Below are 14,022 nucleotides of genomic sequence, written 5' to 3' on the forward strand. Positions count from 1 at the left end.
GCCATGCAGTGGCTCCGACCGGTCCTGGACCGCAGGCACGTGGCCTACGCCGTCGTGGCTGCTTTGGGCCTGGTCCTGCTCGAGCTGGGCGACGGCGCCTGGGGCCTGGTCGGCGGTGCGGCCCTCGTCGTCGCGGTGCTCGTCTGGGCGGCCGACCTGCAGACGAAGTCGGTCCGTCGCAACGATGTGGCGACCCTGCGTCTGCGCCGCGTCGAGACGGACGTCAAGGCGCTCGCCGGCAGTGCGGCGTACGCGTCGACCACGCTCAGCGCGGTACGGACCGCATCCGAGCAGGCACGTCGCGCCGCGGAGAGCGGTGGTGGGTCGCCCTCAGCGGCCGACCTGGAGCGCCCCGCCGGCGAGGTGACCCGGCCGCGGGTCCTCTTCGTGACGAGCAACGGGTCCGGGATGGGGCACCTGACCCGCCTCATGGCGATAGCCGGCGCCGGGCGCGAGCAGTTCGACAGCGTCTTCGTCTCGTTGTCGACCGCCGCCGAGGTCGCTGCGCTGAACGGTTTCCCGACCACACGTGTCGAGAGCCAGGGTGCATCCGGTCTGACGTGGGCGGAGTGGAACCGCCGGTTCGCCCGGGTGATGCGGGACCAGATCAGCGCTCATCGGCCGTCCGCCGTCGTCTTCGACGGCGTCCAGGTCTTCCGGGGCGTGCACGAGGCAGCGGACGAGGCGGGGATTCCCCTGGTCTGGGTGTGCCGCGGGCTCTGGAAGAAGTCTGTGCCGCGCGAGCAGCTCCACGGGTGGCGGGACGTCGTGTCGAAGGTGATCGTGCCCACGGAGCGGCCCGTCCTCCCGGACACGACCGCAGCTCCGGTCGACGACCCCGACATCGAGCTCGTCGACCCGATCACCCTGGTGCACCCTGACGGGCTGATGGCGAAGGACGCTGCGATGGAGCACCTCGGCCTGGACCCGTCGCAGCACCACGTCCTGATCCAGCTCGGATCGGGAGCACTGGGCAGCCGTGCAGCGCAGGAAGCAGCCGCGGTCGCCGCGGTACGAGAGCTGGGTCCCCGGTGGGTGCCGGTCGTCTTCCGGTCGCCGCTGGCGCCCGACCGGGACGGTGGGGACGTCAGGATCGTGCGCGAGTACCCCATGTCCAGGCTGCTCAAGGCGTTCGAGTTCAGTGTGACGTCCGCCGGCTACAACACGGTCCACGAGAACCTTCGGCTGGACCAGCCGGCCGTCTACGTCCCTGACCACAACATGCTCGCCGACGACCAGCGTGCCCGTGCCGCCGCCGCCGCCAGCGCGGGCCTGGGCTACCTGGCCGAGACCGAGGACGACATCGTCCGTGCCGTCCGAGACCTGTCGGCCGACGACCGGCGGCACCAGATGGTGGACCTCCTCGGCGACCACCACGTGGGCAACGGCGCTCAGGACGCAGCGCGGATGGTTGCCGATATGACCATGACCGGTGGGCGGCCTGGCCTCGCCCACGAATTCTTCTACGGGGTAGGGGCTGAGCAGAAGTGAAGAAGTTGTTGTCCGGACCAGGAATCGTGGTCGCCGTGGCGATCGCCGCGTTCATCGGGCTGACGTTCGTCGGTGTCTCGTCCGGCGCCTACGGAGACGTGTTCCTCGGCGCACTGGTCCTCTCGGCCATCCTCGTGGGCGTGCTCAACCGGCGGGTGCTGTGGGCGGTGCGGGGCGAGCAGCGCCAGCAGTCGAGCCGTATCAACGCCATCAACAGCCGTACGTCCGACACCAAGCAGCTCGTCGCCAAGGTCCAGCCGGTCAAGCCGACCCTGGCGGGTGGCGAGATCGAGAAGGTGCGGAAGATCGGGGCGGACAACGAGTACGCCCGGCGGGTCGGCCTCTCCGGGGCAGGCATGATCGAGACGTACGCCCTCCAGAACCGGTCGGAAGCGGCTCGGGACGTGCTCGCTCGTGCGGCGTCGAACGGCCGCTACGACGCCGCACGGCTGATCATCCTGATCAAGACGCTTCAGCGTGATCACAAGTCGAAGGCGGCGCGCGACTTCTTCGGGACGCTCGAGGTGCGCCCGCTGCTCTCGCTGGCGAAGGTCATGGCCCAGCAGAACTTCCACTCCTCCGACCAGTACGACGCGGTGATGGTCTACAAGGCGGTCGTGGGGCGGCACGGCGGAACCGTGTTCCACCGGGCCGATCGCCTCGTGTTCCTGGAGCTGCTCGCATCCATGCGGTGGGTCAAGGACGTCGAGAAGTACGCGAGGCTGCTCAAGATCGATCGCTTCGACCCGGTCCAGCGGCACCTTCTCCGTGCGGACGCGGTCAACCCGTTCCGGGACGGCACGGAGGACGACTCGGACCCTGTCGTTCAGACGTGGCTCGAGTCCGTCAACGCCGCCTTCGACGTCGACGGTGTGGAGCACATCGGGATCGCGCCGGGCATCGGCGCCGCGATCGACCGGATCTCGTGCGTGCCGGCGTACCCGGTCGAGGACGGTCCGCTGGTGACGGTGATCATGCCGACCTACGCACCGGACGAACGTATCCGGACTGCCCTGGCGTCCGTGCTCGGCCAGTCGTACCGCAACCTGCAGGTCCTTCTCATGGATGACGCGTCACCGAGCGAGAGCGCCGCCTACCTGGACACGCTCGCCGCGCAGGACCCGCGCGTGACCGTCGTGCACCTCCCGGAGAACCGCGGGACCTACAAGGCCCGGAACATCGCCGTGACCGAGTACGCCACGGGTGAGTTCGTCACGGTTCACGACGACGACGACTGGTCGCACCCGCGGAAGGTCGAGCTGCAGGTGAAGCACCTGCAGGAGAACCCGGACGAGCCCGCCAACCTCTCGCTCCTGTCGCGGGCGACGCCGGAGCTGCAGTTCGTGCGGATCAACAACAACGCGCTGTTCAGCCAGCCCAACTACTCGTCCCTGATGTTCCGTCGGACGGTCTTCGACGAGCTCGGCTTCTGGGACGTGGCGAACCGGAGCGCCGACGCGGAGATGCACGACAGGGTCCGGAGCTTCACCGGCCGGCCCATGCCCGTCGTCGGGACGTCGCCGCTCTCCTTCCTGCGGGTGCGCGCCGAGTCGCTGACCTCGGGCGAGATCAACAAGGGCTACTTCGACACCCGGCGCATGTGGTACCAGCGGATCTACCGTGCCTGGCACGAGGCGCGACTCGAGTCCGGCCAGCCGATGTATGTCGGCCCCGACGTCCGGGGCGACCGGCCGTTCGCCGCCCCGGCCGGCCTGCTGGGCGCCAAGAGCTCCACCGACGTCCTCACGGTCGACGTGGTCTACGCGACCGACTTCCGGTTCCCGGGCGGCAACTCGTCGCTTTCCGCACGCGAGGTGACGGCCCTGGTCGAGCGTGGCTACCGCGTCGCGCTGCTCCAGCTGGACTCGCCCCTGCTGAGCGCGATGAACGTGCTGCACAAGGAGTTCGTGGACCTGGCGGAGCACGACAACGTCCACCTGGTCTCGACCCTCGACGCGGTCGAAGCCGACCTGACGATCGTTCGTCATCCCACCGTGCTGCAGTACATCCGGCCGGACCAATCACGGATCTCGACCCAGAACCTGGTGGTCATCTTCAACCACCCGCCGTTCGAGTCCGACCTCACGGGCGCCGTCTACGACGTCTCGGACGTGCTGAACAACGCCGAGTCGGTCTTTGGAGTCGCGCCCCGCGTCGCACCTGAGTCGGGTCTGCTGCGCAGTCTCCTCAGGGGCGCTGTCGACCCGTCGCGGTTCCTCCCGGATGACTGGAACGGGATCGTGGAGGTCGGTCATGGAACCGTGCGCTCCGTGGACGAGAAGCGCCGGCCCGTGATCGGCCGGCACTCGCGCGACCACATCCAGAAGTGGCCCGCGGCTTCCGTGCTGAACACGGTCTACCCGCAGGACGGCTCGCGGGACGTCCGCGTGCTCGGCGGTGCGTTCTTCGCGGAGCAGCGGCTCGGTGGCCCCGTCAAGGGCTGGACCGTGTACCCCTTCGGCGCCAAGCCGGCCCAGGAGTTCCTCGACGAGGTCGACTTCTGGGTCTACTTCCACGGCGACGAGTGGTACGAGTCGTTCGGGATGGCGATCGCCGAGGCCATGGCCAGCGGTCTTGTGGTCATCCTGCCGAAGTACATGAAGGCGACGTTCGGCGAGGGCGCCCTGTACTGCGAGCCCGACCAGGCGCTCAGGCTGGTGGACAGCTTCTGGAGCGACCCCGAGGCGTACGCGGCGCAGAGCAAGAAGGCTCTGGAGTACTCCCGGGCTCACTTCGGCGAGGATGCCCTGATGGAGCGTGTGGGTTCGCACCTGTCCGGACGCCAGCCAGTCGATCTTGGAGCATGAGTTGCCTCTTCAGACATCGGCTACTGACGTGACGACGACTCGCGTGTACATCTATGGCTCGTGCGTCACACGTGACGGTGTGGACTTCTGGGAGCAGTACGGGTTAGAGCTCGTGGGCTACACCGCCCGTCAGTCGCTCATCTCAGTCGGCCAGCCGGCGCGACGCGACCTGTTCGAGACGAGCCAGATCGCTTCGTCCTTCCAGCGCCGCATGGCGGAGGCTGACATCGCAGGGAACGTCGGGGACCAACTTGTGGCGAAGGCTGATGGTTACGACCTGGTGCTCTGGGATCTCACGGACGAGCGCCTTGGTGTCGTCGAAGTGCCAGAAGGTGGGGTCGTCTCGCGCGTCGTGCCCTATGAGAAGGGCATCTATCGTGGCGAGGGCCGACTTGGAGTCCCGACCCGGCTCGGGGACGCGGCACACTCTCGCCGATGGCGTGAGGCTGCATCACGTTTCGTGGAGCGCCTGAACGAGGCGGGCGTAGCGGATCGAATCGTCGTCAACGCAACACCGTGGGCGGAGCACGACGAGTCGGGTGCCGTTCTTTCTTCCGGCGTGCCCGCTCCGAAGATCTTCAATGACCTCATGGTCGACTACTACGGGTATCTGCGGTCGTTGGGCCTGAGAGTTGCCGACGTCGACGCCAGCCGGGCCATAGCGCGGGCTGACCACAAGTGGGGTCTGGCGCCTTTTCACTACGTGGACGACACCTATCGCGCATCGATCGAGAGCGCTTTGAGCGCCGCAGGTCTCAAGCTCTCGCCGGACCACCCGACACCGAAAGAAGACCAATGAGTACATCTGATGCGCCGGTGCAGTACTTCGGGGTGACGCGGTTCAGCACATTCCTGCCGTTGAGCAGCGCCTGGGTGTCCAGCCGTGACGGACGCACCGAAAGCGAGTACAAGGCGCACCTCTTCAGTGATGAACGGATGGAGCCAAGAGTCCGAATTTTCGTGGATCGGGCGCTGCCCATCTATCAGTCGATGGCCGAGCGGCATGAGTACCGCCACATCGTCCATTACTCGGATTCGCTTCCCACCCGGTGGCGCGAAGAGCTTGAGGAAGCGGCCAGGAAGTATCCCGTGCTGCACCTCGACAAGGTGGAAACTCGCATCAACAGTACGCAGGTCATGCTGGAGCAGATCGGCCGCCGCACTCCCGATGCTGATGTGGTCGTGTGGTTTCGGGTAGACGACGATGATCTCCTGAGCGCCGATTTTCTGGACAGACTGAGCGTCTACGCCACTCCGAAGCACAGCGGCTACGCGGTGTCGTTCGGCATGGGACTTGCCGGACTCTACGTCGACGGGCAGTACACGGAGTTCCGGAAGGTTCACGGTCGCCTGCCGTCCCAGGGGCAAGCGTATGTCGGCAGGTATGACCACCTGAAAGGCGTTCTGCAGTTTCCGCGCGCTACTGCTCACAGTCGGCAGGACACCGTCTCTCCGGTCATCTATGACTCGCGGGACGTTTCATACGTCTACACGTTTCACGACCAGCAGGACCAAGGTCTGACGACGCATGGCTCGGCCGCCGAACGTCTCGCAAGGTTTCCCCTCCTGGACGACGTCGGAGGACTGGCGACGAAGTTTCCTACCATTGCCCGCGATATCTCGACGTTCGGCCCGGTGTAGGTCGATGCCGTGTCCGGTCGGTTCGGTGTGAGAAGGGGCGGGGTTCGTCGTGAACCCCGCCCCTTCTCACTGTCCCGCGATCGGTCAGCTCGGCATGTTTCGAGATACGACCGACTTGAGATCGGACCACGCGTCGAGCCGGCGCCCGACGATGTGTTCGATAAACGAGATATCGCTCTTGTACAGCTCGTGGAGCAAGCTCAGCTCCTGGGCTGACACCGGGTTCTTCTTGCGGAGCTGATCGGCCGCTGTGCTGCGGTTCTCACGCCGGTTCAGGGTCGTCTTGTTCCAGAACTCCTGAGTGTCAGCGACACCGAGAATCGAAAGTGCCTGACGCACGTATCCGGCGGGGTCGTCGATGATGTCGTCGTAGACGAGGACGTGCACACGTTCTGGCCCGACCGTGTTGGCCCAGTGCTCGTAGTGGCGCTGGTAGAAGCCGAGGTCGATGATGCCGGTAGACGCCGGCGCGCGGAAGATACTCCCGCGAAGGTCAAGGTTTCCGCTGATCATGTTGTGCCAGTAAGCGGAGACTGCTCGCGAAACTGGATCTCGGAGCGAGAGGATGACCGGTGTCTGAGGGTCGAGGTGGTCGCGGACAGCAGCCGCGGCATCTTCACGCTTCGGTGAGTAGTGGTTCGCCAGACCCTGCCAGAAGTACAGGACTGACCGCTCGCCCCGCAGACGATGATCGCGCCCCTTCTGGAACTCCTTGAGGTACTTGGTCGTCTCGTCCTCGCTCGTGTACTTCTTGCTCGAGCTGAAGAAGCCGCTGGCCTTGCTCGACGCCATGAAAATCTCGGGGTGGTAGGACAGCTGCTTGCCGAGCCACGCGGTGCCGCCTCGGTGTGTGCCAGCGATCAAGAAGTTGGGCCCACTGTGCCGAAGGTCGAGAGGAACGGACGATGCCGGGCGTTCTTCCGGGGAACGCTCGCTGACCACGGCTCGAGTGGGTGTGCTGGTCGCGGTCTTCTGGGAGGACGGCAACGCTCCCGGCCCCCACACCACCCTTCCCTCGGTCCCCGTCAGCCGGCGCACCGTCTCCAGGTACACCTTCTCCGCGTAGTGGAACGGCGCGTCCCCCCACGGGTGGTGCGGCCCGGACATGACCTCGGCAGGGTCCAGCGATACCACGTGCGCGCCCAGCGCCTGGGCCGCGACCTGGATGTAGGGCCGGAAGATCGAGTTGGCGTCCGCGGCCTTCACCCCGAAGCTGTCCGGCGTCTGCGTGCCGCTCTCGGACCACTCCGCCCACGCGAGGTCGAGCAGCACGACGGTCGCCTGCGGCATGTAGTGCTGGAAGCGCTCGCCGATGTAGTTCATCGCCGTCGACCAGTACTCGAAGTGCTGCTGGGTGCCGAACGCGATGTGCTGGCTGCCCTGGGGCAGGTACTGCTCCGCGCCGGACTCGATGAGCTCGACCGAGCGCGTCACCATGGACCCGTCGGGCAGCAGATAGGCGCCGAGCCGCTCGTCGGTCAGGTCCACGAGCACCAGGTCCGTGGCCGAGCCGTGCGTCGAGAGCAGCGACCGGAGGCTGGACGAGAAGTCGCCGGTGACCATCCGCTGCTGGAACCGGGACTCCAGCGTGGGCGGGGCCATGAGCTCGACCGGCTTCGTGTACGCGCTGAGCACCGACTGCCGGGCCACGTACTCGACGAGCTCGAACTGCACCGGATCGAAGTGCTCGAACGTGTCCCGTGACACGCACGAGCCATAGATAAAGACCCTGGTCTTGCTCATGCTCCACCCTCTGCAGTAACGGCAGTGAATTCTTCGTCCAGCACGAGGTCCGGCAGCAGGCCGGGCAGCACGGGCGCGAGCATCCGCGCCGTGGCGTCCAGCACGCGGCCCGCGCTGCGACCGTCGCCGTACGGGTTGATGGCCTGCGCCATGAGCTCGTAGGCGGCGTCGTCGGTCATCAGCCGGTGTACCTCGGCCACGATGCGGTCCTCGCCGGTGCCGATCAGGCGTGCGGTACCGGCCTCGACCGCCTCGGGGCGCTCCGTGTTCTCGCGCATGACGAGCACGGGCTTGCCCAGGCTGGGCGCCTCCTCCTGGAGCCCGCCCGAGTCGGTGAGCACCACCGTGGACAGGGACAGCAGGTGCGTGAACTCGCCGTAGCCGAGCGGCTCGGTCACGAGGACGTTCGCCAGCCCGTCGAGGTGCGGCAGGACGGCGTCGCGCACCACGGGGTTGCGGTGCACCGGCAGCACGATCGCGGACTCGGGGAACCGCCGTGCGATCCGCGCCAGCGCGCGGCCCACGCCCTCCATGGCCGCGCCCCAGTTCTCCCGGCGGTGCGTCGTCACGAGCACGATCCGGCGGCCCGACGCCGCGACGCGCGCGAGGGCCGGGTCCGTGAACGCCGTCCGGCGCTCGACGGCGAGGTACAGGGCGTCGATGACGCTGTTGCCCGTCACCACGATGTCCTCCAGCGGCACGCCCTCGCCCACCAGGTTGGCCAGGCTGCGCAGGGTCGGCGCGAGGTGCAGCGAGGCGATCTGCGACGTGATCTTGCGGTTCGCCTCCTCCGGGAACGGCGACTGGATGTCGCCGCTGCGCAGACCCGCCTCCAGGTGGACCACGGGGATCTGCCGGTAGAACGCGGCCAGCGCGGCGGCCGTCGACGTCGAGGTGTCGCCCTGCACGATGACGGCGTCGGGCCGGCGGGCCTCCAGGATCGGGTCGAGCCGGGCCATGACGCGCGCGAAGATCTGCCCGAGCGTCTGGCCGTGGCTCATGATGTCGAGGTCGTGGTCGGGCACGATGCCGAAGACCTCGTTGACCTGGTCGAGCATCTCCCGGTGCTGGCCGGTCACGACCGTCACCGAGTCGAACCGGCTGTCGGCCTCCAGGGCCGCGACGACCGGGGCCACCTTGATGGCCTCCGGACGCGTCCCGTAGACCGTCATGACGAGGGGTCTGCTCACAGGTCGCTCCTTTCCGCACGGATGGCCGCGGCGCGCTCCGCGGCGGCCCTGGCCTGCTTGGCGTCGCGGCCGGTCGGCCGTGCGTGCCGTTCCCGCACCCGGCCGCGGGGCGGCTCGGGCACGTCGAACCGCACCTGCGTCTCGCGGCGCTCGGCGAACGCCTCCTCGAGGATCCGCTTGGCCTCCTCGGGCTTGTCCTTCGCGAAGGCCCACGCCCACTTGCGGTAGCGGACGGCGACGTCCTGCGCCTCGCCGTCGAGCACCAGCCGGCCGTGGTGCAGCCAGATGGCGCGGGTGCAGGACTCCTCGATGGTCTGCGCGGCGTGGCTCACCAGGAACACCGTGCCTGCCTGCTCGCGCAGCCGGGTCATCCGGGCCTCGCTGCGCTCCTTGAACGCGGCGTCGCCGGTGGCCAGGGCCTCGTCGATGAGCAGGATGTGCGGGCGCGCCGCCGTCGCGATGGCGAAGCGCAGGCGCGCCGCCATGCCTGAGGAGTAGGTGCGCATGGGCAGGTAGATCGACTTGCCCAGGCCGGCCAGCTCGATGACGTCGGGGATCGCGGCCTCGGCCTCGGCGGGGGACAGGCCCATCGCGAGGCAGCCGAGGCGCACGTTCTCCTCGCCCGGCAGGTCGGGCACCAGGGCGGCGTTGACGCCGATGAGCACGGGCGTGCTCTCGGCCAGCACCTGGCCCTTGGTGGGCTTCTCCAGCCCCGCGATGATCCGCAGCAGCGTGCTCTTGCCCGAGCCGTTCTGCCCCACGAGGCCGATCTGCTCGCCGGAGTTGGCGACGAACGAGATGTCCGTCAGCGCGCGCACCGTCACCTTGGGCTCCTGGCCCAGGACGTTCAGCACGGCGCGCTTCACCTTGGCGCGGCGGCCGTGGCTCGTGTCCGTGGACGGCGTCCGGTAGAACATCCGCAGGCCCTGCACGGCCACCGTGGGCCACAGCACCGGCGTGCTCCCGGACCTCGGCCCGACGGTGGCGAGCTGACCGGTGTGCGGCGGGGCCTGCACGGACATCGGGATCGCGCCGGTGGCCGGCCGCTGGGCCGCCTGGGCCGGCAGCGGCATCGACGCGGGGCCGTTCTGGCCGATCGGCGACGGTGGCATGGGGTAGTCGAGATCAGCGGCCATAGCTCTCCTCCGCCCGCCAGAAGACGACGAACCCGATCACCAGCGTGCCGACGGCCCAGCCGCCCAGCACGGCCCAGCGCATCGGGTCGGGCGTCGTCGCGTACAGGACGCAGTCCCGCACGATGTCGAGCACGATGAACATGGGATTCAGCTCCAGCCACACCTTCAGGTCGGGGTTGTTCGCCAGGAGCCTGTCGAACGAGAAGAACACCGCCGACCCGTACAGCCAGACGCGCATGGTCATCCCGATGAGGTTGGTGATGTCCGGCAGCGCGGCGGCCCACCGGGCCACCAGGAGCGCCAGCCCGGTGGTGAACATGACCTGGAGCGCCAGGGCGCCCGCCACCAGCGCGATGCGCCAGGTGTACTCCTCGGCCGGGGGCACGAAGTAGATGAGCGCGGCGAGCGTGACCAGCGTGGGGCCCAGGTTGAGCAGGTTGCGCAGCACCACGGAGATCGGCAGCGCGGCGCGCGGGAACGTGAACGCCCGGATCAGGTTCTTGCCCTGCTGCACGGAGCGTGCACCGCCGTTGATCGACTGCGTGGTGAACTGGAACAGGAACACGCCGATCAGCAGGTACCCGATGAAGTTCTCGATGCCGCGCGAGTTGTTCATGAGCAGCCCGAACACGAGGAAGTACACCGCCCCGTCGATCAGAGGGTTCAGCACCAGCCAGGCCTTGCCCAGCAGGCTCTGCCGCGTCCCGCTGGACACCTTCGCCCGCGCGTCCGCCCACAGGAAGTGGCGGCGCTCCCACAGGAGCCGCACGTACTGCCCCAGCGGCGGACGCGCTCCCACGCGCGACAGGTTGCCGAGCGTCACCAGCTTCGTGGTCGTCGGCGACGCGTCGAACAGCTCCGCGTACGAACCGGTCTCCGGTCCCGCGCTCATGCCGTCACCCCCAGGCAGCTCCGGTAGACGCCCAGGTAGGTCTCCGCGTTGCGCACCCATGTCCTCTCGGTAGCCACCCCACGGCCGAGCTCCACCAGCTCGGCCCGCCTTTCGCCGTCGGCCAGGAGCGTGCCGACGGCGTCGGCCCAGCCCTCCAGGTCGTCGGCGTCGACGTGCAGTCCCGCGCCGCCCACGGCCTCGACGAGCGCGGGCAGCGCGCTCGCCACGACCGGCCGCCCCACCGCCATCGCCTCGACCGGCTTCAGCGGCGTCACCAGGCGCGTCACCTCGTGGTCGCGCCGCGGCACCAGCACCACGTCGAGCGCGGCCAGCCAGGTCAGCGCGACGCCGGGCGGCACCCGCCCGGGCAGCACCACGTGGTCGGCCACGCCGAGCTCGCGCGCGAGCCGCGCCAACCCCGGCCGGGACACGCCGTCACCCACCAGGAGGCCCGTCACGTCCTGACCACGCGCACGGAGCGTCGCGACCGTACGGACCACGGTCTCCAGGCCCTCGTAGTCGACCAGGCTGCTCACCGTGCCGATGGCCGGGCCCGCGGGCAGGCCCAGGGCCGCCCGCGCCGCCTCCGGCGTCGGGTGCTCCGCCGCGAGCAGCGCGTCCGGCACCGCGTTCGGCACCACGGTGATCTTCCCGGCGGGCACCCCGCGCGCCACGAGCGCGTCGCGCATCGTGCCGCTGAGCGTCACCACCGCGTCCGCGGCCAGCGCCAGCTCGGTCTCCTTCGCCTGCATCAGCGCCCGACGGCGGGACGACGCCGCCCGCGCCCGCGCCTCGGCCGTGCCCTGCGCGGCCACCCAGGTCTCCTCGGGCAGCCCCCGCACCTCGTAGACCCACGGGATGCCGAGCCGCCCAGCCGCCGCGCGTGCCAGCGACCCGACGGCCGACGGCGTCGTCGTGTGCAGCACGTCCGCCCCCGCCTCGCGCGCCGCCTCGACCAGCAGCTCCGTCTCCTGGGCGGCACGCCGCGCGGGGTCGGACGTCGCGCGCGCCGGGACGAGCCGGCGGTAGGCGACGCCGTCCACGACGTCGGTCCCGCGCGCCGCGAGCGACCCGATGGTCAGCGGGTAGCCAGGCCGCGTCGTCGCCGACGCCGCGAGCCCGTGGGCGCGCTGCGCCACCAGGATCGCGTGCGAGCGCAGCGTGTACCCGCTCTGCGTGTGCGGCAGTGAGTTGGTCAGGTGGTGCAGCACGGTGACAGGACCGGAGCGCCCGACGGCGCTCGCGGCCGGTCCCGCACCCTCGGACGGGACGTCCCGCGGCCCGGGCCGCAGGTCGGCGACCTGGGCGCGCAGCCCGGCCGGTGCGTCCGGCCCGATCGATTCGACGTCGCCCAGCAGCCAGGCGGCGCGGTAGCGCGCGGGACCCGCCGCGGGCACGCCGTCCACCAGCTCGGGCCGGCCCACCGCGACGGCGACCTCGGCCGCGATCCGCTGCCCCCGGCCGCCGGGACGCGCCAGCAGGCGTTCGGCCTCGCTCGCGGCACCCGTGGCGTCGCCCGCGAGCAGCAGGCCCAGCGCGTGCCGCGCGGACGGGGCGGGCGCGAGGTTCAGTGCGCCCACCAGCGGCCGGCGTACCCGCTCGGGAGCGCGCCGGGCGGCCTGGACGGCGAGCCAGAGCGGGTCCTCGACGACGGTGCGGGCCACGAAGGACGTGGTGAAGCGCAGGTTGCGCGCGAGCTCGCCCGCGCGCCGGAACGGTCGTGCCATCAGTAGCGAGCCCCTCGATCGGCGCGCCCGGGCAGCAGCGGGTGGGGGAGCAGCTCGTCGAGCAGCTCCGCGTACCGGTGCCCGAGCACCTCGTCGCTCGCGTGCTCGGCGACCCAGGCGGCGGCGTCGGGCGAGGCGGCGGGGACGACGCCGTCGGACAGCCAGCCGCACCACAGGTCGGCGAGGCCCTCGACGTCGCCGGGGGGCACGACGGCGCCCGCGCCGTTCGCCGAGACCAGGCTCGCCGCCTCGCCCGCCAGGCACGCGGAGGCGACGACGCCCGAGGCCATCACCTCGTACAGCTTGGACGGCACGGTCCACTCGAACGGGGCCCAGTCCCGCAGGGACACGATCACGGTGTCGGCCCAGGCGTACAGCTCGCGCACCTCGGTGGACGGCACGGACGGCTCCACCCGCACGGGGGCGCCCAGCTCGGCCGTCAGCCGGCGCAGCGGCTCCAGCTCGTTGCCGTGGCCCACGATCCGCACGTCGATCGCGTACCCGCGCTCCTGGACCAGGGCGGCGGCGCGCACGGCGACGTCCAGACCCTGCGAACGGCCGACGGTGCCGGCGTACACGACGCGCAGCGGCCGGTCCGCCAGGGGCACCGGGGCGTGCTCCCGGACCGGCTCGAACGCCGTGCCGTTACGTACCACCGCGACATTCCGGACACCACGGGAGCGCAGCACCTCGGCGAACGCCGCCGTCGTCGTGACCACCAGGTCCGCCCGGGCCTGCAGCCGGGTGACGGTGCGGCGCACCACGCGCGCGGCGAGGTCGCGCAGCACGCGGCGCAGGTCGCCCGCGCGGCCCCGGCGCAGCAGGATGCCGCTGGGCTCGATGAGGTCGGGCCAGGCGTCGCGCATCTCGACGATCAGGTGGGCCCGGTGCCACCGGGCGAGCGCCCAGCCCGCCAGGACGCTGGGAATCCCGGGCACGGTGGCGATGACCACGGCGGGCCGTCCGGCGGAGGGCCGCACACCGCGCAGCACCGAGCTCACGGCGGCCACGAGCTGGTCCGCGACGCGCGATCCGAGCCCATGGGAATGCTCACGGAAATTCACCCGGATGATCTTCTCGCCATTGCTTCCCTCGCTTACCGAACCGGGCAGGAAAGCGGGTGAATAATGGGTGATCTTTCCCGAGGGGTAGTGCGGCGGGGGTGTCAGGACGGTTACCGGATAACCGGCCGGTACGAGGTGCCCGGACAGGGCTCCCCACCGCCTCTGCGGGGCACCCGTCTCGGGTGCGTAATGGTGTGTGACCAGGAGGATCGCGCGGTTCTGCTGTCGTCTGACGCGTGCGACCACGCTGACTCCCCTCTCTGTTCGGCGCCTTGTCGAGGCTTACCAGAATTCACCCGCAAGGGCATTCTCCGGTTGCGGTGCACGCATA

The 14,022-nt window shown here is 69.8% G+C and carries 10 protein-coding genes; 4 read left to right on the forward strand and 6 right to left on the reverse strand.

The features are described from left to right. Nucleotides 1–3 precede the first annotated feature (3 nt). From FHX71_RS01225 to FHX71_RS01240, 4 genes are read left to right on the forward strand one after another with little or no spacing between them, the layout of a single operon-like run. Nucleotides 4–1,491, forward strand: coding sequence for a hypothetical protein (locus tag FHX71_RS01225; RefSeq protein ID WP_182614059.1), 1,488 nt, complete (start codon nt 4–6; stop codon nt 1,489–1,491). Between the two features lie 8 nt (nt 1,492–1,499). Next, on the forward strand, nt 1,500–4,298 hold the full coding sequence (locus tag FHX71_RS01230) for a glycosyltransferase family A protein (RefSeq protein WP_182614060.1): 2,799 nt from the start codon (nt 1,500–1,502) through the stop codon (nt 4,296–4,298). A gap of 28 nt (nt 4,299–4,326) precedes the next feature. Next, nucleotides 4,327–5,097, forward strand: a complete 771-nt coding sequence (locus FHX71_RS01235) for a DUF6270 domain-containing protein (RefSeq protein ID WP_182614061.1) — start codon at nt 4,327–4,329, stop codon at nt 5,095–5,097. Continuing rightward, nucleotides 5,094–5,939 (forward strand): glycosyltransferase, encoded by an 846-nt coding sequence (locus tag FHX71_RS01240; protein ID WP_182614062.1) that lies wholly within the window; start codon nt 5,094–5,096, stop codon nt 5,937–5,939. Before FHX71_RS01235 ends, FHX71_RS01240 begins: the two co-directional genes overlap by 4 nt. An 84-nt stretch (nt 5,940–6,023) precedes the next feature. Here the strand turns inward: FHX71_RS01240 and FHX71_RS01245 are convergent, their stop codons facing one another. From FHX71_RS01245 to FHX71_RS01270, 6 genes are read right to left on the reverse strand one after another with little or no spacing between them, the layout of a single operon-like run. Continuing rightward, on the reverse strand, nt 6,024–7,682 hold the full coding sequence (locus FHX71_RS01245; protein WP_220489398.1) for a DUF6270 domain-containing protein: 1,659 nt from the start codon (nt 7,680–7,682) through the stop codon (nt 6,024–6,026). After that, a complete protein-coding gene (gene wecB / locus FHX71_RS01250) occupies nt 7,679–8,854 on the reverse strand; it encodes a non-hydrolyzing UDP-N-acetylglucosamine 2-epimerase (protein ID WP_182618387.1) in 1,176 nt (391 codons plus the stop codon). Before wecB ends, FHX71_RS01245 begins: the two co-directional genes overlap by 4 nt. A 14-nt stretch (nt 8,855–8,868) precedes the next feature. Beyond that, nucleotides 8,869–10,008 (reverse strand): ABC transporter ATP-binding protein, encoded by a 1,140-nt coding sequence (locus FHX71_RS01255; protein ID WP_182614064.1) that lies wholly within the window; start codon nt 10,006–10,008, stop codon nt 8,869–8,871. After that, on the reverse strand, nt 9,998–10,900 hold the full coding sequence (locus tag FHX71_RS01260) for an ABC transporter permease (protein WP_182614065.1): 903 nt from the start codon (nt 10,898–10,900) through the stop codon (nt 9,998–10,000). Before FHX71_RS01260 ends, FHX71_RS01255 begins: the two co-directional genes overlap by 11 nt. Next, nucleotides 10,897–12,627, reverse strand: coding sequence for a glycosyltransferase (locus FHX71_RS01265; protein ID WP_182614066.1), 1,731 nt, complete (start codon nt 12,625–12,627; stop codon nt 10,897–10,899). The genes FHX71_RS01260 and FHX71_RS01265 overlap by 4 nt, the downstream gene beginning before the upstream one ends. Then, nucleotides 12,627–13,937 carry a glycosyltransferase family 4 protein gene (locus FHX71_RS01270; protein ID WP_312876879.1) on the reverse strand — a complete coding sequence of 437 codons (1,311 nt, stop codon included), beginning with the start codon at nt 13,935–13,937 and terminating at the stop codon, nt 12,627–12,629. Before FHX71_RS01270 ends, FHX71_RS01265 begins: the two co-directional genes overlap by 1 nt. Nucleotides 13,938–14,022 lie beyond the last annotated feature (85 nt).

It is taken from the genome of Promicromonospora sukumoe, from assembly GCF_014137995.1.
Classification (GTDB): Bacteria; Actinomycetota; Actinomycetes; order Actinomycetales; family Cellulomonadaceae; genus Promicromonospora; species Promicromonospora sukumoe.